Genomic DNA, 20,677 nt, shown 5'->3' on the forward strand with positions numbered 1-20,677 from the left:
GCGATGAACCGTGAGGACTCCAGCGACCGAACCGCGATCCGGAGGATTGCCATTAACACTGACGCGGCCGGGCTGGGCAGGGCGAGAGCGGCCGGATTCGTCCTGCCCGCCCTCGTCCTCATCGGCGTCTTCCTCGTCTTCCCCGCCCTCTGGACGATCTACCTCGGGCTCACCGACTATCGCCTCACCGGCCTGGCCGCCGCCGACCCCCAGGTCGTCGGCCTCGGCAACTACACCCGCGCGCTGAGCGACCCGCGCTTCCTCAGCTCGCTGTGGCTCACCGTCGTCTACGTCGGCGGCTCCGCCGTCCTCGGCCAGGCCGGGCTCGGCTTCACCCTCGCCTGGCTGCTGCGCACCCGCGGCGGGCCGCTGCGACGGGCCGTCGAAGGCGTCGTGCTGCTGTCCTGGATCCTGCCCAGCACAGTCGTCGGCTTCCTCTGGTTCGCCCTGCTCGACCGCGACGACGGCACCCTCAACGCGCTCCTGCACACGCCCGGGCTGGGCTGGCTGCTGGACTATCCGCTGCTGTCCATCGTCGTCTTCAACATCTGGCGCGGCACCGCCTTCTCGATGATGCTGTACGCCGCGGCGCTGGAGAACGTGCCGCCCTCGCACCTCGAAACCGCCCGCCTGGCCGGCGCCTCCGTGCCGCAGCAACTGCGTGACGTGGTCTTCCCGCTCATCCGGCGGCACGTGCTGACGAACCTGCTGCTGATCAGCCTGTGGACGTTCAACGACTTCACCCCGTTCGTCCTGACCGGCGGCGGCCCGGAAGGACGCTCCGAGATCCTGCCCGTCTACGTCTACAACATCGCCCTCAAAGGCGGAGAACTCGGCGTGGGCGCCGCCGTCTCCTTCCTCATCCTGCTCATCAACCTCCTCTTCGCCCTGGCATACCTGCGGCTGCTGCGCGGCCGGCGCCGCGCGGCGGGAAGACCACCGGCATGATCCGGCACACCGTCGGACGGCTCGCCGCCACCGTGTTCGTCGCCGTCGTCCTGGCCTTCTTCACGCTGCCCATGCTCTGGCTGGCCAGCGCCCCCTTCGACGCCACGCCGGCGATCACCACGTCCCTCCCCGAGTTCACGCTGCGCAACTTCGCCGCCATCCTCGACAACCCCTACGCGCTCGGCTCCATCCGCAACTCCCTCATCCAGGGCGGCGGCGCCGCCGCGCTCGTCGTCGTCCTGGCCGCCCTGGCCGCCTACGCCCTGTCCAGGGTCCGCATCCCGGGCCGCGACGTGCTGCTCTACGTGCTCCTGCTGCTGTCGTCCGTCGTCACCGGCACCGCCGCCATGGTGCCCATCTTCGAGCTCGCCACCCGGCTCGACCTCATCGACACCCACCTCGGCGTCATCCTCGTCGTCTCCGGCGGCCTGCTGCCGGCCGCCATCTTCATCCTCAAGGACTTCATGGACGAGACGCCCACCACCTACGAGGAGTCCGCACGCGTCTTCGGCGCCTCGCCGCTGCAGATCCTGCGCCACATCGTGATCCCGCTGGTGCGGCCCGGCCTGGCCACCATCGCCGTCTGGGCCCTGGCCAGCGTCTGGGGCGGCTTCCTGTTCCAGTTCATCCTGCTGCGCGACCCCGACAAAGCCCCCGGTTCCGTCATCCTCTACACCCTCTACACCGAGGGCGGCTCGCCCAGACTCGACCTCATCTCCACCTTCTCCCTGCTCTACTCGCTGCCGGTGGTGGCGATGTACCTGTTCGTCTCCCAGCGGTACGGCTTCCGCTTCCACGGAGGGATCAAACGGTGATCTCGCTGCACGGCCTCACCAAGGTGTTCGCCGGCGGAGTGCGCGCCCTCGACGCCCTCGACCTCACCATCGCCGACGGCGAGTTCTTCGCCCTGCTCGGCCCGTCGGGCTGCGGCAAGACCACCCTCCTGCGCACCATCGCGGGCCTGGAGACCCCCACCTCGGGCAGCGTCCGCATCAACGCCACCGACGTCACCACGCTGCCGCCCGGCCGCCGCGACGTCGCCATGGTCTTCCAGGACTACGCCCTCTTCCCCCACATGACCGTCTCCGAGAACATCGCCTACCCTCTGCGCATCAGGAAGGTCCCCCGCCAGGAACGCGCCGCCAAGGCCGCGGAGGTCGCCCGGCGCCTCAGCCTGCCCGACCTCCTCCACCGCCGCCCCGCCCAGTTGTCCGGCGGCCAGCAGCAGCGCGTCGCCCTCGCCCGCGCCATCGCCTGCCACCCCACCGCCTTCCTCTTCGACGAACCCCTGTCCAACCTCGACGCGCGGCTCCGTCTGGAAGCCCGTACCTTCCTCAAACGGCTGCAGCGCGAACTCGCCGTCACCACCGTCTTCGTCACCCACGACCAGGCCGAAGCCCTCGCCCTCGCCGACCGCATCGCCGTCATGTCCCATGGCCGGATGATCCAGATCGGCACCCCCGCGGAGGTGTTCCAGCGTCCCGCCACCACCTTCGTCGCCGCCTTCATCGGCTCCACCCCCATGAACCTGCTGCCCGGCAAGATCACCTCCGGCGCCCTCCACGTCGCCGGCGCCGTCCTCCCCGCCCCGGCAGGTGTCCCCGACGGCGATCTCGTGTACGGGGCGCGGCCCGAATACCTGGAACTCCTGCTCGAAGCCCGCCCCGGCGCCTTCCCCGGCACCGTCTCCGTCCTGGAGAACCTCGGCACCAGCACCCTGGTCACCCTCGAAACGGACCGCACTCTCATCCAGGCCGTCGTCCCCGAAGGCGACGAACCCCCCATCGGCACCCCCGCCTGGGCGCTCCCCCGCCGCTCGCTCCTCTACCGCGACGACCGGCTGCTCCACCCCTGACGGCATACTGGACACCATGTCCGCCAAGGTCCGGACGCCCGCCGAGGACCGCACGTCCATCAAGGACTGGATCCTGCACGTCGACCTCGACCAGTTCATCGCCGCCGTCGAGATCCTGCGCCACCCCGAGCTCCGCGGCAAACCCGTCGTGGTCGGCGGCTCCGGCGACCCCACCCAGCCGCGCACCGTCGCCGCCACCGCCACCTACGAAGCCCGCGAGCACGGCGTCCACTCCGGCATGCCGCTGCGCACCGCGCTCAGACGCTGCCCCGACGCCGTCTTCCTGCCCAGCGACCCACCCGCCTACGAGGCCGCGTCCGAACGGGTCATGGCCACGCTGCGTGAGTTCCCCGTCCTGGTCGAGGTCTGGGGCTGGGACGAGGCGTTCATCGGAGCCCGGACCGACGACCCCGAAGCACTCGCCGCCACCCTCCGGCAGGCCGTCCTGGCCAAGACCGCGCTGTCGTGCTCCGTCGGCATCGGCGACAACAAGCACCAGGCCAAACTCGCCTCCGCGTTCGCCAAACCGGCCGGCGTCTACCGCCTCACCAGCGACAACTGGGCCGAGATCATGAACGACCGGCCCACCGACGCGCTCTGGGGCATCGGCGCCAAGATCGCCAAAAAGCTGGCCGACCTGGGACTCCACACGGTCGCCCAGCTCGCCGCCGCCGACCCCGCCGACCTGGCCCGCCGCTTCGGCCCCACGAACGGCCCCTGGTATCGCTACCTCGCCCTCGGCAGAGGCGAAGCCGAAGTCGTCACCACCCCTTGGATCGCCCGCGGGCACAGCCGGGAGACCACCTTCCCGGAGGACCTCACCGACCGCGCCGAAATCTCCACCCAGGTAGCCACACTGGCCAGACAGGTCGCCGCAGACGCGACCGCCGCGGGACGGATCATCGTCCGAGTATCGGTGAAAGTACGATTCACACCCTTCCTCACCCGCAGCCGCCAGTCCAAGCTCCCCTTGCCCACCAGCGACGCGGCCGAGCTGTCACGCGCCGCCCTCACCGCGCTCGACCGCTTCGACCTCACCCGGCCGGTCCGCCTCCTCGGCGTGGCCGTCGACTACGCCCCGCCCGATCAGACCCGGACCGCTCGCTCATAGAAGTCGGACCGCATCTCCTCATCGGCACGGATGAACTCCTGGATCTCCTCCTCGGACACATCCTCGATGTCCAGCCACTCCACGGTCGCCTCGATGTAGGCCCACGCACGCCGCACCACCCCAGAGTCGTCCCTGAACTGGCCGATGCCAGAGTTGCACGGCAAGCACAGGGCATAGCGCACATTGCCCGTACGGTGACAGTGATCGACATGCTCGGGCGGGCGACCCCAGCACACGACGCACAGCCCGTACTGATCGGCGATCATGCGCTCGACGTCCTCGTGGCGCATTCGATAGCGCTGGGACAGGTGATAGGTCCTGGTCGGCGCCACAGGCCTGTCATCGCGCCGCTGCTCAGGCAGGATCACGAACTCCGGCCAGAAGATCTCGCCGTCTAGGTAGTGAGCCGCGAGTTCGAGCAGGACGGTGTTGTCACCGAAATGCCCCAACCCGTTGTTGCAGTTGAAACAGAGAATCCCGCGAACCAGCCCGCTCGTGTGACAGTGATCCACAAACGTGCCCGGAACCACCTGGCAGATAGCACATAGCCCATTCTGCTGGGCAAGCATGCGGTCGAAGTCGTCCTCGGTGATGCCGTAGCGGAGCTTGAGCATATAGTTCCGCTGGCTACCATGATTCTTGATCTTGTTTTCCAGCATCACACGGGAGTGACACGGCTTGCAGTAGTCAGTCAATCCATCGTTGCTGGCACGATTGCGCCCGAAGCCATCCCACGCCTTAACTTCCGCGCACCGCGGACAGTACTTGTGCCCAGCAGGCACCTCGACCTTCTCGCGAACGGTCTTCCCCTGCTCGGCCTTGCGCTTCCGGTAACTCCGCAGAGAGCGGACCTTAAAGCATTCCCTGCAGTACCGCGCAAGCCCATCACTCATGCGCTTGTTAAGCCCGAACTCAGAGACCCCCTTCACCTCCTCACAGTCCGGGCACCACTTAGCCTCGGCGGGCACGTCCACCCAACCCTCCCCCCTTTAGTCCGTTTTATCCCCTACTGTCCGCCTTTTTGCACATACGACCTGACGAACTCCTCTGCGTTCTCTTCGAGAACTTCGTCGATTTCGTCCAGGATCGCGTCGACATCGTCGGTTAGCTTCTCCTGGCGCTCCTGAACGTCCGGTGCCGCCGACGCCTCGGTCTCCTCGACCTCGCTCTCGCGCCGACCAGCCCGCTTCTGACCACCGGTGTCCTTGCTTGCCATGTCCTACCTACCTCCGCTTGGGGGACTGCTCTCTAGGCATATCTTCCCCGAACCGGGCGACATTTCGCGCCGAACGTCCCGCGATCTTGCCGACTTGACTAGATAGTACTCCTATCCAATAATGAGACCCCTGCCCTACAGGAGGTTTCGATGTCCCCCTCGTCCCTGAGCACGGCAGGTGTGCTCCTCATCACAGTCCCCGCGGTGGCCTTCGGCGGCGTGTCGCTGCTGACGTTCCTGATGCGGAACGTACCCGGCTACAACGACAATCCGGTGCGCCGCAGCCTTTGGCGGGCGGGGCACGCTCACGCGGGCGTGCTGGTGCTGTTCAGCCTCGTGGCGATGCTCTACGTGGATCAGGCGGACCTCTCGGACGGCCTGAAGGGCCTGGTGCGCACGCTCATCGTGGCCGCCCCAATCCTGATGCCGCTCGGCTTCTTCCTGTCGGTGGTCCGCCCCAGTGACACGAAGCCGAGCAAGCTCATCTGGCTGACGGTGGCGGGTGGCGCGGCACTGGCGGTGGGCACGCTGACGCTGGGCGTGGGCCTGCTCTGAGCGGACGGCTCCGGGCACCGGAAGGGGAACGTAGGCGGCCGAGAGCGCGACGTGACGGCGCCCGGCCACGTATCGCCGGAGAAGCGTTCCCCTGGACAGGGCCCGGCCACGTGCGCGCGTCGGCGTCTTCCCGTGCCGTGCCGTAAAGAAGCGGCTCGTACGAAGTGACCGCCGCGACGGCGGGGGGCCGGAGACGTACGGCGGTTAATCTCCGCCGGTGAGGGCGGCGACCAGGTCGGCGGCGGTGCGGCAGCGGTCGAAGAGTTCGCCCACGTGGGCCTTGGTGCCGCGGAGCGGTTCGAGGGTCGGTACGCGCTGGAGCGACTCGCGGCCGGGGATGTCGAAGATGACCGAATCCCAGGAGGCGGCCGCGACGGACTCGCTGTACTGGCGCAGGCAGCGGCCGCGGAAGTAGGCGCGGGTGTCCGTGGGCGGGTTCTCGACGGCGCGCTGGACGTCGTCCTCGGTGACGAGCCGCTGCATGCGGCCGCGGGCCACCAAGCGGTTGTAGAGGCCGCGGTCGGGGCGGATGTCGGAGTACTGGAGGTCGACGAGCTGCAGCCGGGGGTGGGTCCAGGCGAGCGAGTCGCGGGTGCGGTAGCCCTCGAGGAGTTCGAGTTTGGCGACCCAGTCGAGCTCCCGGGAGAGCTGCATGGGGTCTTCGGCCAGGCGGGTGAGGATGGACTCCCAGCGGTCGAGGATGTCCTTGTTCATCTCTTCCTGGGCGGTGCCGCGTTCCTCGACGTACTTGCGGGCCTGTTCGAGGTATTCCATCTGCAGCTGGATGGCGGTGAGCCTGCGCCCGTCGCGCATGGGGATCTCGTAGCGGCAGGTGGGGTCGTGGGAGACGGCGCGAAGGGCCTGGACGGGGTTCTCGACGGCGAGGTCGCGGCTGAGGAAGCCGTCTTCGATCATGGCGAGGACGAGGGCCGTGGAACCCAGCTTCAGGTATGTCGAAATTTCCGACATGTTGGCGTCGCCGATGATCACATGCAGCCGCCGGTACTTCTCCGGGTCGGCGTGCGGCTCGTCCCTGGTGTTGATGATCGGCCGCTTGAGCGTGGTCTCCAGGCCGACCTCGACCTCGAAGAAGTCGGCCCGCTGGCTGATCTGGAAGCCTTCGCCGCGCGAGTCCTGCCCGATGCCGACCTTGCCCGCGCCGACGACGACCTGGCGGGAGACGAAGAACGGGGTGAGGTGGCGGACGATGTCGGCGAAGGGGGTGGCGCGCCGCATGAGGTAGTTCTCGTGACAGCCGTAGCTGGCGCCCTTGGCGTCGGTGTTGTTCTTGTAGAGCTGAATGGGCGCGTTGGACGGGATGGCCGAGGCCCGCTGGGCGGCGTCGTACATGACGCGTTCGCCGGCCTTGTCCCAGATGACGGCGGCGCGGGGGTTGGTGCATTCGGGCGTGGAGTATTCGGGGTGGGCGTGGTCGACGTAGAGCCGGGCGCCGTTGGTGAGGATGACGTTGGCCAGGCCAAGGTCCTCATCGGTGAGCTGGCTGGGGTCGGCGACCTCTCTGGCCAGGTCGAAGCCGCGAGCGTCGCGCAGGGGGTTCTCCTCTTCGAAGTCCCACCTCGCCCTTCGCGCTCTGGCGGCGGAGGCCGCCAGGTAGGCGTTCACCACCTGCGAGGACGTGACCATCGCGTTGGCGCCTGGCTGACCTGGTACGGAGATGCCGTACTCGGTCTCGATGCCCATCACCCGACGCACCGTCATGCAACACCCTCTGTTCGTCCGGATCGGTCTATCCGCCGTTTATATGCCCGAGCCTATGCCCTTCACAGTGCCCCAGGGTCACAGAGTTATGGCACCGCAGCCTTTTCCACATTTACGGCGGAAGCTGGTGGGGTTTGTGGACGTCTGCGTGGCTTAAGGAGGCGCTGGATGGGGCGTTCAGCGAGGGAGTAGACGAGATACGACAGGAGTACGGCCGCGAGGGCGGTGGTGAGGGCGGCGGCCCATGGGGCCATTCTGGCGGCCAGGAGCGGGATGAGAGCGACTCCGACGACGGAATGGAAGAGATAGAGCGGGTATGTGGTCGCGCCGAGCGCAGCGAGCGTTCTGGACGGCCGCAGCCGGAGAGCGCCGAGCGCGACGAGCGACATGACGGCGAAGACGATCGTGATCGTGATGATCACGCTGAGGTCGCTGACGGGCATGCTCCTGATGCCGGCGAGCTTGATCCGGCCGTGGACGCGTTCGAGCGCCGAGTGGACCGACAACACATAACCACCGGCGACGTAGAGCCAGGGCAGCACGGCGTTGCGGTTCTTGTGGACGAGGTAGAGGGACATGCCGACGACGAAGTAGGGGGCGTAGCGGGGCATGACGATCTCGTTGAGCACCTCGTTGCCGAGCAGTTCGGCGCCGAGCGCGGCGGCCAGCCAGAGGCCGGCGAAGATCATGACGCGGCCGTAGGTGACGCCGATGATGACGAGGACGGCCATGAGCAGATAGAAGCGGAGTTCGGCCCAGAGCGACCAGTACACGCCGCTGGCGTCCATGACCTTGAACAGGCGCTGGAACATGCTGGCGTTCACCAGGTACTCCCCTGGCGAAAGCTTGGGGTCCAGCGCCTTGGCGCCGGTGAGGCCGTAGAGAACCGCGACGGCGGCCAGGCTGAGCCAGTAGGCGGGATAGAGCCGGACGAACCTGCTCCGGGCGAACGCCCCGAGCCCCCTCCCCCACGCGCTCATGAGGATGACGAAGCCGCTGATGACGAAGAACAGCTCGACGCCGAGGATGCCGAGCCCCGCGATCGGGGCGACGGCGGGGAAGAGCTCGGCGGGCCGCTCTCCCCAGACGGAGGCGAACGCGATCAGGTAGTGGAAGGCGAGCACCGCCAGAGCGGCGACGAATCGCAGCAGGTCGAGCTCGGCCAGCCGGCCGTCCCCTCGGACGTGCCTCGGCCGGTTGGGTGGTTGCACGCCCTGTTGGACGGCACAACGATCACTTTGGTTCCGTTGGTCCCAATTCTCACACGGGTCCCTCGGTGCCGATGAGGAGGATCCGCGCGCTGGAGTCGAGGCGGAGGGCCCGGCGGGTGGCGGCGTCGAGTGCCAGCAGGCCGGCGGCTCCGGTGGCGCCGCAGGGCGAGACGGAGACCCCCTCGGCCACCAGCCGGTCGGCGGCAGCGGCGGCCTCGGCGTCAGTGATGGTGACGAAGGCGTCGGCCAGGTGGGACAGGAGCCCGTAGGCGATCAGGGACGGTTCACGGCAGTCCAGGCGGCCGAGCGTCGTGGGCGAGCCTTCGACGTGGACGGGTTCGCCGGCGCGGGCGCTTTCGAGCAGGCAGGGGGCGCCTTCGGGTTCGACGACGACGATGGCGGGCCGTTCGCCCCAGCGGTCGCGGGTGTAGGCGGCGGCCGCGGCGGCGAGCCCGCCGACTCCGGCCTGGACGAACACGTGGGTGGGCGCCTCGGCCAGTTCGTCGAACAGGACGGTGTAGCCGCGCATGATGTCGAGGGGGACGGTGGTGTAGCCGTCCCAGGAGCTGTCGGAGACGAGCTGCCATCCGTTGTCGTCGGCGGCCTGTTGCGCGGCGAACATGCTCTGGTCGTAGTCGCCGCCCCTCCGCCGTACCTCCGCGCCGAGGGCGCGCAGGCGGTCGGCGAAGGGTTCGGGGACGTCGTGGCCGAGGTAGACGACGAAGGTGCCGCCGATCTCGCGCACCCCGGCGGCGACGGACAGGCCGTGGTTGCCCGCGCTGGCGCAGACGAAGGTAGTGCTCGCGTCGGCCTCGCCACGCTGGACGAGGCGGTGCACGGCGTACGCGCCGCCGAGCGCCTTGAAGCTGCCGAGCCCGAGCCGCCCGCTCTCGTCCTTGACGCCGGCCGTCCCGGCGCCCGCCGCGCGGGCCAGGGCGGGCAGGGGGTGGAGCGGGGTGGGCCGGTAGCGGCGGTGGGTCTCGAAGTGGGCGCGGGCCTGGCGGGCGTGCTCGACGCCGATGAGGGCGCGGTCTCGCGCGGTGTACGGCGTGCGGGCGGGGTTCAGCCAGCTCGTGCTCATGGAAATCATCGTACGAAGCCGGAGGTGCGCGCCGGCCCGGCCCGCACGTGAAAAGGGGCCGCGCGGAGATCCGCGCGGCCCTTCTCAGCAGCCTGCTACAGGTACTGGCCGGTGTTGGCGACGGTGTCGATGGAACGACCCGCCTCCGCGCCCTGCTTGCCCGACACGAGCGTGCGGATGTAGACGATCCGCTCGCCCTTCTTGCCGGAGATGCGGGCCCAGTCGTCCGGGTTGGTGGTGTTGGGCAGGTCCTCGTTCTCGGAGAACTCGTCCACGCAGGCCGCGAGCAGGTGCTGCACCCGCAGGCCCTTCTGGCCGCTCTCCAGGAACTGCTTGATGGCCATCTTCTTGCCCCGGTCGACGATGTTCTGGATCATCGCGCCGGAGTTGAAGTCCTTGAAGTAGAGGACTTCCTTGTCGCCGTTGGCGTAGGTCACCTCGAGGAAGCGGTTCTCTTCGCTCTCGGTGTACATGCGCTCCACGACGCTCTGGATCATGCCGTGAATGGTGCCCTCGCGGGAGCCGCTGTGCTCCGAGAGGTCCTCGGGGTGCAGCGGGAGCTCGGCGATGAGGTACTTGGAGAAGATGTCCTTCGCCGCCTCGGCGTCCGGCCGCTCGATCTTGATCTTGACGTCCAGGCGGCCGGGCCGCAGGATCGCCGGGTCGATCATGTCCTCGCGGTTGGAGGCGCCGATGACGATGACGTTTTCCAGTCCCTCGACACCGTCGATCTCCGACAGCAACTGGGGAACGATGGTGTTCTCGACGTCCGAGGAGACACCGGAGCCTCGGGTGCGGAAGATCGAGTCCATCTCGTCGAAGAACACGATCACCGGAGTGCCCTCTGAGGCCTTCTCGCGGGCCCGCTGGAAGACCAGGCGGATGTGCCGCTCGGTCTCGCCGACGTACTTGTTGAGCAGCTCGGGGCCCTTGATGTTGAGGAAGAAGCTCTTGCCTTCCTGGCCGGTCTTCTCCGCGACCTGCTTGGCCAGGGAGTTGGCGACGGCCTTGGCGATGAGCGTCTTACCGCAGCCGGGCGGGCCGTAGAGCAGGACGCCCTTGGGTGGACGCAGCTTGTGCTCGCGGAACAGGTCGGCGTGCAGGTAGGGCAGCTCGATGGCGTCCCTGATCTGCTCGATCTGCCTCATCAGGCCACCGATCTCCTCGTAGGAGATGTCGGGGACTTCTTCGAGCACGAGCTCTTCGACTTCGGACTTGGGGATCCGCTCGTAGACGTAGCCCGAGCGGGGTTCGAGCAACAGTGAGTCGCCTGCCCTGATCGGCTGCCCGACCAGCGACTCGGCGAGCCGCACGACGCGCTCCTCGTCCGCGTGCGAGATGACCAGTGCGCGCTGCCCCTGGTCGAGGAGCTCCTTGAGCATCACGATCTCGCCGACCTCTTCGTAGCCGAGGGCTTCGACCACGTTGAGCGCCTCGTTCAGCATGACCTCCTGGCCACGGCTGAGCGATTCGACGTCGACGGCGGGGCTGACGTTCACCCGCAGTTTGCGGCCGCCGGTGAACACCTCGATCGTGCCGTCTTCTCTGGCCTCGAGGAAGGTGCCGAACCCGGATGGCGGCTGCGCCAGCCGGTCGACTTCTTCCTTGAGGGCAACGATCTGGTCCCTGGCCTCCTTGAGTGTGGACACCAGGCGCTCGTTCTGGCCGGTGACGGCCGCGAGGTTCGCCTGCGCCTCGTGGAGACGTTCTTCAAGGACTCTGGCCTGACGGGGTGACTCGGCCAGCTTCCGCCTCAGCGCGGTGATCTCCTCTTGGAGGAAGGAGACCTGTGTTGAAAGATCAGCGACCTCCCGTTCGCGCTGCGCGGCTCGAGCCTCAGCATCATCGCGAGCTGCCACGCCCCGTCACCTCCTTCCCAGTCGAGGGCGACTACTTAGGACCTTACCTATCTCGGGCCCCTCCGTAACCTGGCCGGGCAGTGTTCGTCGTGTGACAATCTGTGTTCGGCGAATAATCCCTAATAGTGCGTTTAACAGTGCCAGCATATGAACACGACGATCTGTTCCCGTGTCACGCACCAACGCGGCCTCGTAGCCAAATTGTCATAGTTCCTCGGTGGTCCCCTTCGGTCGTCGACGGCGTGGCGGCGGCGCCACGCCGTCCGCCATGCGGCGGGCGCTGACGAGGAACCCGGTGTGGCCGATCATCCGATGATCCGGTCTTACGGCGAGCCCTTCGACATGCCAGTCGCGAACCAGGGTCTCCCACGCATGGGGCTCCGTGAAACTCCCGTGATCCCGAATCGCCTCGACAGTCTTGGACATCTGGGTGGTCGTGGCCACGTAACAGCAGATGACGCCGCCCGGTGTGAGGGCCTTGGCGGCGGCGTCCACGCACTCCCACGGGGCGAGCATGTCGAGGATGATGCGGTCGACGTCCACCTCGTCGATCGAGGCGACCAGGTCGCCGACGACGAGGCGCCAGGTGTCGTCCATGGAGCCGCCGTAGAACTTCTCCACGTTCTTGCGCGCGACGTCGGCGAACTCCTCGCGCCGCTCGTAGGAGGTGACGTGGCCCTCAGGGCCGACGGCGCGCAGCAGGAAGCAGGTCAGCGCCCCGGAGCCGACGCCGGCCTCGATCACCCGGGCGCCGGGGAAGATGTCGGCCATGCCGACGATCTGCGCGGCGTCCTTGGGGTAGATCACGGCGGCGCCGCGCGGCATGGCCAGAGTGTAGTCCTGGAGCAGATGCCGGAACGCGAGGTATTGGGTACCGCCGGAGGAGCGCACCACGGAGCCCTCGGGCTGCCCGATCAGCTCGCTGTGGGGGATGGCGCCCTTGTGCGTGTGGAAGACGCCGTCCTCTTTGAGCGTGATCGTGTGGCGCTTGTTCTTGGGGTCGGTGAGCTGCACCTGATCCCCCGCCTGAAACGGCCCATGCCTGCGGAAACCCATGGCCGCAAGGTTATAGGGCTTTCGAGCACGCCTCGACGCGCGATATCTATGAGGGATGTTTCCGCGCGAAGTGATCTCCACTGGTTCCCTGGTGTTGCGACGCCCCGCCGATTCCGACGCCGAGGCGATCGTCCGCGCGTGCGACGACCCGGTGACGGCGCGGTTTCTGTACGTCCTGCCGTCGCCGTACACGTTGCAGGACGCGCGTGACTACCTGCGTGCGGCGACGGCGAAGTGGGCGGACGGCGGCGCCGAGTTCACGATCACCGAGAACGGCCACTACGTCGGCGCCATCGGCGTCCGGCCGCCCGATGCCTGGGGCGTGGCCGAGATCGGCTACCTGGCCGCGCCGTGGGCACGCGGCAAGGGCGTGGTGACCACGGCGACGCGGGCGGTGACCGACTGGCTGTTCGACCATGGGGTCGAGCGCGTGGAGCTGAGCGCCGCGGTGGAGAACATCGCCAGCCTGCGGGTCGCCTTCAAGGCCGGTTTCCAGGAGGAGGGGCGCAGGCGTGACGCCAAGGTCATGCGTGACGGGCGCCGCACCGACATCATCACACTCGCCAGGATCCGGCGCGACCCCGGCGTGGCGGCCGAGCCGTACCTGCCGTTCTTCGACGGTGGCGAGCTGAGCGACGGGGTGGTGCGACTGGCGCCGATGGAGGTGGCCGACGCCCCCGACTTCCAGCGGATGATGCGGGAGCCGAGCGTGGCCGCCTACGCGTTCGGGCCGCCCACCACGTTGGCGGACAACGAGCGGCGCTGCCGCTACACCGGCTACTGGTGGGTGTCGGGGCAGCGGGTCGAGCTGGCGATCAGGGACGCCGTGTCCGGGGAGTTCGCGGGGCACCTGCAACTGGTGCAGGTACAGCCGATGATCGGGCAGGGCATGATCGGCTACTCGCTGCTGCCGGAGTTCCGGGGCAGGGGGTTCATGACGCGGGCCGTGCGACTGCTGGTGGACTGGGCGTTCGCCAACACCCCGCTGCACCGGATCGTGGCCGGGACCGACTTGGGCAACCAGCCTTCGCAGCAGGTGCTGGAGCGGGCCGGGTTCGTCCGGGAGTTGACGCACCGGGAGCTGTTCCCCAGGGAGGACGGAACCCGGTCGGACGAGCTGGAGTGGCTCCGCCTGCGTCCCCGGTGACGGAAAATTCCGATTTCCAGTTGGGGGCTGGTCAAGTGACACGCCGACGGCGAGACTCAGGGTCACCGCCCCTGGGATTCGCGTGATCGGGCCGCGCGATCTCGTTCTCCCCTCCGCCGAGGGATACAGCGATGCCTTACAACCGTGTCGACGTCGCCATGCGTGAACTCATCGCCTCGTTCTCCTGTCTGGACTCCGCGGGACTGATCGACAGGCTGAGCCGGACCGCCGCCGCGGTCACCGGAACGGCCTACGCGGGATTCGTCCAGGTGGACCAGCTGCGGGAGGTCGCCCACGCCGTCAACGTGCACGCGCCACCGGTCGATCCGCTGCGGGTGCGCCCGTGGCTGGAGGAGTCCGGGGTGCTCAAGATGCTCGTCTCGGCCTCCGGCCCGGTGCTGATCGTGCCGGATCCGTCGATGGGCGAGCCGGGTTTCCTGGCCATGCCGCTGCCGCTCGCCACGAGGGACCACGCGTTCCTGTGGGTGGCGGGGCGCCGATTCGGGGACCCGGACGAGCACCTGCTGAGCCGCTTCGCCACCGCCGCGGGCCGGGCCCTGGAGGCCGCCAGCGGGCTGGAGGCCGCGGTACGCCTGTTACGCGGCGTGCAGGCTTTCCCTCGCGTATGAATGGCGCTGGGCCGGGTTTGGCACGGGCCGGATCGCGCGAATACGGATGACCTTCCAGGCAGGTCCGATTGCGCGAAGAATCCAGCAACAGAAGATTTTCCGGCCCTTTACGATATTTCCTCAGAAATGGATAAGAGTGCGCTGGCGCGTGCTTTCGTACGCCCGAGGCGGGGCCCCGGATCCTCGCCACCCACGCTGCTCAGCGCCATCCTGACGCTCAGCAGTCGGCAGAACCGGGACACCGCACCCGGCCGGGCTAATAGCGGGCAGACCGGCACGGAATGGGGCTATGCGGACCGCCTAGTTCGTACATGAGCGACCGCTGCAATCGGCGGTACATATGGCCTCGTGCCGCCCCGCAGAACCGTGAGTGCCCCATCATCAATAACGCATCGCCTGCCTGATCCGGCGTCAGGAGAATCAGCGCGTCAGCCGCCGGGGCCGAGCATGGCGCGCGTCGCCTCCTCGACGATGTCGAGCATCGCGCGTCGCGCCTCCGCGGCGTCACCGGCCTGGACCGCCTGGGCGACCTCCGCGTGCCGGCGGATCGCCGCCGGCTCCGGGAAGGCCGGCATCAGGCGGTGGTGCGTACGGCCCGCCAGCACCTCCGCCACCACCGTGGAGAGGCCGCCGAACATGTCGTTGCCCGAGGCCTCGAGCAGCGTGCGGTGGAACAGGATGTCGGCGGCCAGGTAGGACTCCAGGTCGCCGGCCCTGCCGTGGACGGACATCCACATGACCGCCTCGGTCAACCGGCCGCACTGCTCGGGAGTGGCGTGGGCGGTGGCCAGGGCGGCCGCGACGGGTTCGACGCCGAGGCGGAGCTCGCCGAGGGAGCGGAGCAGCGATTCGCGTTCGCCGCCGTCGAGCCGCCAGCGGATGACGCGCGGGTCGAACAGGTTCCAGGAGGCGCGGGGCGACACCGTGACGCCGACGCGCCGGCGGCTGCTGAGCAGGCCCATGGACTCCAGGACTCGTACGGCCTCGCGCACGACCGTGCGTGACACCCCGAACCGGGCCTCCAACTGCTCGATCCTGAGCACCTGCCCGGTGGCGTACTCGCCCGCGACCACGAGAGCGCCCAGCTTGCCGAGCACGGCACCATGCAGGCTCTCGTCCGCGACTCCCACAGGTCCATCCTCACACGGATCGGCGTCAAAGGTATGATTTATTAGCTGCTTCCGCTTGATTGATATGATGTTACGAATCCAGGTCGGCGCGCAGCCGAGCTCGAGAGGGTGCCCCGTATGGACGACTCACGCCGCCCGCCGCTCATTGTCGTGATGGGGGTGACGGGATCCGGCAAGTCCACGGTCGGGGCCGCGCTCGCCGAACGCCTCGGGGTGCCGTTCGCCGACGCCGACGACTTCCACAGCCCGGCGAACGTCGCCAAGATGTCCGCCGGAATACCCCTCGACGACACCGACCGGCTGCCGTGGCTGCGCTCGGTGGGCGCCTGGCTCGCCGAGCACGCCGCCACCGGGGCCGTGACGGGCTGTTCCGCGCTGAAGCGGCGCTACCGCGACCTGCTGCGGGAAGCCGCTCCTGAGGTGAGCTTTCTGCACCTCGACGGTGACGTCGACATGATCAGGAAACGGGTGGCCGGCCGGTCCGGGCACTTCATGCCCGAGTCGCTGGTGGCCTCCCAGTTCGCGGCCCTCGAACCGCTCGGCCCCGACGAACGCGGCATCGCGCTCGACCTGTCCCTCACGGTCGACGCCGTCGTGGACGCCTACCTCGCCCGCACGGCCTCCTGACCGCACCCTCGACACGCTCCCACCCAACCGACAGCGCCGCCGCCCGGCCATGTGCGGAACCACCGCCCCACCCGGCCACGAGCGGGGGCTCATCCAGGCCACGAGCGGGGGCGCCTCCCAGCTATGAGCGGGGGCGCATCCCGGCCACGGCCGGGGCCGCCTCCCGGCCACGAGCGGGGCGCCTCCCGGAAGTGAGCGGGCCCGCGCGGCCCTCAGCGGTGCGCCGCCCAGGCAAGTGCGGAACCGCGCCACCACGTCATGATCAGGATGCCCCTACCGCGCGGGGTCGCCACCTGGCCGAGACCGCCACGTCGGCGTAAGCAGGGTGGAAGAGTGCCCCTGAAGGTCCCCAGCTCCGGTCGGCGGGTGGCCGATTCGCGGGTACCCGGCGAACTCGTGCCCGGGGCGTTGATGCCCGGGGAGGCAAGTGACCGCGGAGGCAAGTGACCGGGGGGCGCCCGATGCTTGGCGTACGAGCAGACATCACGCCCGCCCTTCACTCGTGACCACTCACAAAAGAACGCCCGCACCCCCAGAGGAGAGCGGGCGTTCTGGACGAGGACTTATCCCCGGTGGGCCTCGAAACGCATGGTGCGGGAGACGCCGACGCGGACGGTGGTGCCCGGGACGATGGTGACGGGCTCGTTGGGCGGGATGTCGTAGAAGTTCGGGTCGCCGGGCGGCTGGATCTGGGTGCCGTTGACCGAGCCGAGGTCGACCAGGTTGACGTCCCAGCCGTCGAGCGCCACCCGCAGATGCCTGCGGGACACCGAGCCGTCGGGGCTGGTCACCTTGGCGGGCCTGGCCGTGCCGCCCGCCACCTCCGGCGCGCGCTCGGGGTCGCGTCCCAGGAGGTAGTCGCTCTCCAGTGGCAGCGCGGTGCCGTCGTCGAGGATGAGGACGCCGAGCGGGGGCCGTGGCCCCTTGTACGGTACGAGCGTGCGCTGGACCAGCGCGATGCCGCAGACCGCGCAGTAGGGCACGCGAGGGTCGTTGAAGTGGTCGTTCTTGCAGTCGACCCCGTAGACGAGCTGCCGGTCGCCGTGCTCCTCCTGGGCGGGCGGAGGCGGAGGCGGCGGCTGTTCGAACAACTCGCGGGGCTGCTCGAAGTGCTCACGTGGTGGCTCGAAGTGCTCACGAGGGGGCTCGAAGTGCTCGCGGGGCTGGTCGAACTGCTCACGCGGCTGGTCGTAGGCGTCGCGTGGCTGGTCGTAGGGGGAGGCGGGCTGCTCGTACTGCTCGGGCATCGTGCCGTTGCCCGAGAGCGCCGGCGCGGGCTCGTCGTAGGTCGGGAACCCGCTCGGCTGCTCGGCCGGGGGCGGTAGGTCGGGGACCGCCGACAGGAACGGCGGCTGCTCCAGCACGGGCTGCGGCTGCGGCCCGGACGGAGGCTGGGGGTTGAACAAAGGGCCTGAGGACGGCTGCGGTCCCGACGGTGTGGCGGGCTGGTCGTTGCCCGACAGCGGATAAGGCGCCCTCTGCACCGGAGGCGGCACCACCAGCTCTGGCTCGAAGTGCAGGGCGGTGTTGGGCATCTCGCTGGTCAGCGGCCTGGACTGCGCCGGAGCCCGCTCGGGGACGTCGCCGAAGTCGCCCACCAGCCCGCCGCCGTGCACCACGCCGCCGTCGAACTGGACCGCGGGGTGCGGCTCGCCGCCGCCGGGCAGGCGCAGCGCGACGCGTTGGACCGGCCCGTTGATGAGCCGGTCGGCCCAGGTCAGCGAGTCGCTGCCGGCCAGCCGGGTCTCGCCGGACGCGGTGGTGACCATGGCCGACGCGGAGCCGCTGACCAGGACGGCCACGCCGCCGCCGACCGGTCCCGCGACCGCGCAGTTGGCGGGGTCGCCGGTCATGTTGGCCGCGAGCACCTGGGCGGCGCGCCTGGCCAGCGCCCGGCCGTCGCCCCCGGCGTCGGCCGTCTCGCGCAGTGCCCTGAGCAGTTCGTCGGCCGCGGCCTCGGCCGCGTCGCACACCAGCAACAGCCCGCCCAGATAGGCGACCAGCCCATCTCCGGGAAGCGGACGCACCGCCCCGAAGCCCTGGCCCGTCATGACTCCTCCTTCATGATGACCGCGCTGCGCTCATCGGTGCCCTCGCTGCGCTTGGTCACTCAACTCTCCTCCCCGGAAGCCGGCGGTTTCACGGCATCCGCACTGCCGTGACGGCCACCAGCCATACGCATACCCCATACGGCGAGGCGGTGTCGCGGCCGCCCCGTCTCGATTCGGTGAACCGGTGGACCGCAACAAACCTCTCAAGTGTGCAAGTTGGCCGAACAGAACACTATCGGCCAGTCGTCGCATCCTCGAACCGCCAGGTGCGATCCGGAATCGCCTGATCACTGGACACGACACTAGTCGGGGGCTGCCGCATATACGAGTGGGACAAATCAGACGCCGCTGAAGACACGGTTGACGTCGGCCGTGGCGAGCACGCCGTAGATCTCGCCGCCGCGCTCCACGAGCAGGTATTCGCCGGCGGGGGCCTCGCGCATGGCGTCGATGAGCGCCTCCCCCGTCAGGTCGGCGGCCAGCACCATGGACGGCTCCAGGGATTTGGCCATGGAGCCGGCGTTCACCCAGGGGCGGCGGTGCTCGGGGGTGGCCTGGACGGACGCCTCGTGCACGATCGCGACGGGGTGGCCCTCGTGGTCGACGACGACGAGGGCGCCGGCCCGCTTCTCGGCGGCCTGGCGCAGCGCCTCAGACAGCGGGGTCTCGGCGGCGACGGGGATCGCCCTGCGGGCCAGGGTGCGTGCGTTGACCTGCGGGATCCTGGCGCGGATGCGGGCCACGCGCAGCGACTGGGTGGCGCCGAGCCAGATGAAGGAGGCCAGCACCAGCGGCCAGAGCAGGTCGCGGGGGTCGACTTCCTGCCCGCTCATCAGTGCCATGGCGAACGGCGACGCGACCAGCAGCACGGCCAGCACCCTGCCGCCCCAGGCGGCGGCGATGGTGCCGGTGCCGGCGTTGCTGGTCAGCTTCCAGACTCCGGCGCGCAGCATCCGGCCGCCGTCGAGCGGCAGTCCGGGCAGCAGGTTGAACACGCCGACGATGAGGTTGGCCACCCAGAGCTGCCAGATCAGCACCTCGGGGATGCCGCCGCCGTTGACCAGGTAGACGTCGGCGGCCAGGCCGATGCCGGCCAGGCCGAGCGAGAGGGCGGGGCCGGCGGCCGCGACCATGAACTCCTTGCCGGGGGTCGGCGGCTCCTTCTCGATCTCCGACACGCCGCCGAGCAGGTAGAGGGTGATCCGGCGGACCGGCAGGCCGTAGGACTTGGCCAGCACGCTGTGGGCCAGCTCGTGCAGCAGGACCGAGACGTAGAGGAGGACGGCGAAGACGAAGGCGACGGCGTAGGCGGCGGTGGCGTCGAGCTCGGGCAGCATGCCGCGCACCCGGTCACCGAACATCCAGGTGATGAAGGCCGCGACGATGAACCACGTCCACGACACGTAGACTGGGATGCCGAACGGCTTTCCCATCCGAAGACCGGAAAATTCCTGCTGCGGGCTCTGCTCGCTCACCGCGCTCCTTGCCGTCCAATACGTCCTGTCGCTGCCTTGATGCTACGCGCCGCACAGGGTGATCCCCGCTTCGCGGCCCCTATTCTGTCGGGCTCTTGACCTAGAGTGCGGTGCATGACGTTGACCGAACCGGTGATCATCGGAGCCCTCTCCCCTTCCCGTGCGGGCGACTTCATGACCTGTCCCCTGCTCTACCGCTTCCGCGTGATCGACCAGTTGCCGGAGAAGCCCTCACCGGCCGCCGTGCGCGGCACGGTGATCCACGCGGTCCTGGAGCGACTGTACGACCTGCCGGCGCCGCGCCGGTCGGTGGAGGCGGCGCTGGAGCTGCTGGCGCCCCAGTGGGAGCGGCTGCTGGCCGACGACCCCCTCTACGCGGAGATGTTCGCCGACGACGCCGAGCAGGAGACGTGGCTGTCTCAGGCGCGGGCGATGCTGGAGCGTTATTTCACGCTGGAGGACCCGACGCGGCTGGAGCCCGCCGAGCGGGAGCTCTATGTGGAGGCGGTCCTCGACGGCGGCCTCATGCTGCGCGGCTACGTCGACCGGCTCGACGTGGCGCCATCCGGCGAGGTGCGGGTCGTCGACTACAAGACCGGCAGCGCGCCGGGCCCCGACTTCGAGGCCAAGGCGCTGTTCCAGATGAAGTTCTACGCGCTGGTGCTGTGGCGGTTGCGTGGCTCGGTGCCCAGGCTGCTGCAGCTGGTCTACCTGGGCGGCGGCGGCGAGGTGCTGCGTTACGCGCCCGACGAGGCCGACCTGCTGGCCACCGAGCGCAAGGTGCGGGCGCTGTGGACGGCGATCGAGCGGTCGCTGGAGTCGGGTGAGTGGCGGGCGCGGCGCAGCCGCCTGTGCGACTGGTGCGACCATCAGGCGCTCTGCCCGGAGTTCGGCGGCACGCCGCCGCCGGTGCCCGACCGGCAGCCGGGCGACAGGGTCAGGAGCAGCCGGCGGCGGGCGGCCACGGACGAGTTGTAGGAGACCGGCTCTCCTCCCCTGGGAGGAGG

The 20,677-nt window shown here is 69.1% G+C and carries 19 protein-coding genes; 9 read left to right on the top strand and 10 right to left on the bottom strand.

Features of this window, described 5'->3' with window-relative positions:
• Positions 1 to 3: 3 nt before the first annotated feature.
• From AB0F17_RS19960 to AB0F17_RS19975, 4 genes are read left to right on the top strand one after another with little or no spacing between them, the layout of a single operon-like run.
• Positions 4 to 948, top strand: a complete 945-nt coding sequence (locus AB0F17_RS19960) for a sugar ABC transporter permease (RefSeq protein ID WP_358024838.1) — start codon at positions 4 to 6, stop codon at positions 946 to 948.
• Positions 945 to 1,763 carry a carbohydrate ABC transporter permease gene (locus tag AB0F17_RS19965; RefSeq protein WP_358024840.1) on the top strand — a complete coding sequence of 273 codons (819 nt, stop codon included), beginning with the start codon at positions 945 to 947 and terminating at the stop codon, positions 1,761 to 1,763. The genes AB0F17_RS19960 and AB0F17_RS19965 overlap by 4 nt, the downstream gene beginning before the upstream one ends.
• Positions 1,760 to 2,803, top strand: a complete 1,044-nt coding sequence (locus AB0F17_RS19970) for an ABC transporter ATP-binding protein (protein ID WP_358024843.1) — start codon at positions 1,760 to 1,762, stop codon at positions 2,801 to 2,803. The genes AB0F17_RS19965 and AB0F17_RS19970 overlap by 4 nt, the downstream gene beginning before the upstream one ends.
• A 16-nt stretch (positions 2,804 to 2,819) precedes the next feature.
• On the top strand, positions 2,820 to 3,914 hold the full coding sequence (locus tag AB0F17_RS19975) for a DNA polymerase IV (protein WP_358024846.1): 1,095 nt from the start codon (positions 2,820 to 2,822) through the stop codon (positions 3,912 to 3,914).
• Here the strand turns inward: AB0F17_RS19975 and AB0F17_RS19980 are convergent.
• On the bottom strand, positions 3,890 to 4,888 hold the full coding sequence (locus AB0F17_RS19980; protein WP_358024848.1) for an endonuclease domain-containing protein: 999 nt from the start codon (positions 4,886 to 4,888) through the stop codon (positions 3,890 to 3,892). The two genes, AB0F17_RS19975 and AB0F17_RS19980, sit on opposite strands and share 25 nt — an antisense overlap.
• A gap of 32 nt (positions 4,889 to 4,920) precedes the next feature.
• Complete coding sequence (locus AB0F17_RS19985) at positions 4,921 to 5,130, bottom strand: ubiquitin-like protein Pup (protein ID WP_358024851.1); 210 nt, start codon at positions 5,128 to 5,130, stop codon at positions 4,921 to 4,923.
• A 150-nt stretch (positions 5,131 to 5,280) separates the two neighbouring features.
• Here AB0F17_RS19985 and AB0F17_RS19990 point away from each other — a divergent pair, with 150 nt between their 5' ends.
• The gene (locus tag AB0F17_RS19990; protein WP_358024854.1) at positions 5,281 to 5,685 is read left to right on the top strand and encodes a hypothetical protein; all 405 of its coding nucleotides are present in this window, start codon (positions 5,281 to 5,283) and stop codon (positions 5,683 to 5,685) included.
• Between the two features lie 204 nt (positions 5,686 to 5,889).
• Here the strand turns inward: AB0F17_RS19990 and dop are convergent, their stop codons facing one another.
• The 5 genes from dop to AB0F17_RS20015 form a co-directional block, all read right to left on the bottom strand.
• Positions 5,890 to 7,404, bottom strand: a complete 1,515-nt coding sequence (gene dop, locus AB0F17_RS19995) for a depupylase/deamidase Dop (RefSeq protein ID WP_358024857.1) — start codon at positions 7,402 to 7,404, stop codon at positions 5,890 to 5,892.
• Positions 7,405 to 7,490: 86 nt separating this feature from the next.
• A complete protein-coding gene (locus AB0F17_RS20000) occupies positions 7,491 to 8,615 on the bottom strand; it encodes an acyltransferase (protein ID WP_358024860.1) in 1,125 nt (374 codons plus the stop codon).
• 49 nt (positions 8,616 to 8,664) lie between these two features.
• A complete protein-coding gene (locus AB0F17_RS20005) occupies positions 8,665 to 9,696 on the bottom strand; it encodes a pyridoxal-phosphate dependent enzyme (protein ID WP_358024863.1) in 1,032 nt (343 codons plus the stop codon).
• Positions 9,697 to 9,791: 95 nt separating this feature from the next.
• Positions 9,792 to 11,555 carry a proteasome ATPase gene (gene arc / locus AB0F17_RS20010; RefSeq protein WP_358024866.1) on the bottom strand — a complete coding sequence of 588 codons (1,764 nt, stop codon included), beginning with the start codon at positions 11,553 to 11,555 and terminating at the stop codon, positions 9,792 to 9,794.
• A 204-nt stretch (positions 11,556 to 11,759) separates the two neighbouring features.
• Positions 11,760 to 12,611, bottom strand: a complete 852-nt coding sequence (locus AB0F17_RS20015; RefSeq protein WP_358024869.1) for a tRNA (adenine-N1)-methyltransferase — start codon at positions 12,609 to 12,611, stop codon at positions 11,760 to 11,762.
• Between the two features lie 55 nt (positions 12,612 to 12,666).
• Here AB0F17_RS20015 and AB0F17_RS20020 point away from each other — a divergent pair, with 55 nt between their 5' ends.
• Entirely contained in the window at positions 12,667 to 13,758 is a 1,092-nt protein-coding gene (locus AB0F17_RS20020; RefSeq protein WP_358024872.1) for a GNAT family N-acetyltransferase, read from the top strand.
• A gap of 131 nt (positions 13,759 to 13,889) precedes the next feature.
• Positions 13,890 to 14,387, top strand: a complete 498-nt coding sequence (locus AB0F17_RS20025; RefSeq protein WP_358024875.1) for a hypothetical protein — start codon at positions 13,890 to 13,892, stop codon at positions 14,385 to 14,387.
• A gap of 428 nt (positions 14,388 to 14,815) precedes the next feature.
• On the opposite strand, the gene AB0F17_RS20030 is transcribed toward AB0F17_RS20025, so the two are convergent.
• Positions 14,816 to 15,517 (bottom strand): FCD domain-containing protein, encoded by a 702-nt coding sequence (locus tag AB0F17_RS20030; RefSeq protein WP_358024878.1) that lies wholly within the window; start codon positions 15,515 to 15,517, stop codon positions 14,816 to 14,818.
• 117 nt (positions 15,518 to 15,634) lie between these two features.
• Between AB0F17_RS20030 and AB0F17_RS20035 the strand changes: the two genes are divergently transcribed.
• Entirely contained in the window at positions 15,635 to 16,144 is a 510-nt protein-coding gene (locus tag AB0F17_RS20035) for a gluconokinase (RefSeq protein ID WP_358024881.1), read from the top strand.
• Positions 16,145 to 16,707: 563 nt separating this feature from the next.
• On the opposite strand, the gene AB0F17_RS20040 is transcribed toward AB0F17_RS20035, so the two are convergent.
• Positions 16,708 to 18,195, bottom strand: a complete 1,488-nt coding sequence (locus AB0F17_RS20040) for an FHA domain-containing protein (protein ID WP_358024884.1) — start codon at positions 18,193 to 18,195, stop codon at positions 16,708 to 16,710.
• Positions 18,196 to 18,533: 338 nt separating this feature from the next.
• On the bottom strand, positions 18,534 to 19,628 hold the full coding sequence (locus AB0F17_RS20045; RefSeq protein WP_358024887.1) for a site-2 protease family protein: 1,095 nt from the start codon (positions 19,626 to 19,628) through the stop codon (positions 18,534 to 18,536).
• 156 nt (positions 19,629 to 19,784) lie between these two features.
• Between AB0F17_RS20045 and AB0F17_RS20050 the strand changes: the two genes are divergently transcribed.
• Positions 19,785 to 20,648: a RecB family exonuclease gene (locus AB0F17_RS20050; RefSeq protein ID WP_358024890.1), complete on the top strand. Its 864-nt coding sequence runs from the start codon at positions 19,785 to 19,787 to the stop codon at positions 20,646 to 20,648.
• The last annotated feature ends 29 nt before the right edge of the window (positions 20,649 to 20,677 follow it).

Origin of the sequence: Nonomuraea sp. NPDC026600 (genome assembly GCF_040638335.1) — a bacterium.
GTDB lineage: Bacteria > Actinomycetota > Actinomycetes > Streptosporangiales > Streptosporangiaceae > Nonomuraea.

Bases quoted from the DNA above. Each gene is read 5' to 3' on its own strand.
- AB0F17_RS19960 (WP_358024838.1), top strand. From the start codon at position 4: ATGAACCGTGAGGACTCCAGCGACCGAACCGCGATCCGGAGGATTGCC.
- AB0F17_RS19965 (WP_358024840.1), top strand. From the start codon at position 945: ATGATCCGGCACACCGTCGGACGGCTCGCCGCCACCGTGTTCGTCGCC.
- AB0F17_RS19975 (WP_358024846.1), top strand. From the start codon at position 2,820: ATGTCCGCCAAGGTCCGGACGCCCGCCGAGGACCGCACGTCCATCAAG.
- AB0F17_RS19985 (WP_358024851.1), bottom strand. From the start codon at position 5,130: ATGGCAAGCAAGGACACCGGTGGTCAGAAGCGGGCTGGTCGGCGCGAG.
- AB0F17_RS19990 (WP_358024854.1), top strand. From the start codon at position 5,281: ATGTCCCCCTCGTCCCTGAGCACGGCAGGTGTGCTCCTCATCACAGTC.
- dop (WP_358024857.1), bottom strand. From the start codon at position 7,404: ATGACGGTGCGTCGGGTGATGGGCATCGAGACCGAGTACGGCATCTCC.
- AB0F17_RS20005 (WP_358024863.1), bottom strand. From the start codon at position 9,696: ATGAGCACGAGCTGGCTGAACCCCGCCCGCACGCCGTACACCGCGCGA.
- AB0F17_RS20015 (WP_358024869.1), bottom strand. From the start codon at position 12,611: ATGGGTTTCCGCAGGCATGGGCCGTTTCAGGCGGGGGATCAGGTGCAG.
- AB0F17_RS20020 (WP_358024872.1), top strand. From the start codon at position 12,667: ATGTTTCCGCGCGAAGTGATCTCCACTGGTTCCCTGGTGTTGCGACGC.
- AB0F17_RS20025 (WP_358024875.1), top strand. From the start codon at position 13,890: ATGCCTTACAACCGTGTCGACGTCGCCATGCGTGAACTCATCGCCTCG.
- AB0F17_RS20035 (WP_358024881.1), top strand. From the start codon at position 15,635: ATGGACGACTCACGCCGCCCGCCGCTCATTGTCGTGATGGGGGTGACG.
- AB0F17_RS20040 (WP_358024884.1), bottom strand. From the start codon at position 18,195: ATGACGGGCCAGGGCTTCGGGGCGGTGCGTCCGCTTCCCGGAGATGGG.
- AB0F17_RS20045 (WP_358024887.1), bottom strand. From the start codon at position 19,628: ATGGGAAAGCCGTTCGGCATCCCAGTCTACGTGTCGTGGACGTGGTTC.
- AB0F17_RS20050 (WP_358024890.1), top strand. From the start codon at position 19,785: ATGACGTTGACCGAACCGGTGATCATCGGAGCCCTCTCCCCTTCCCGT.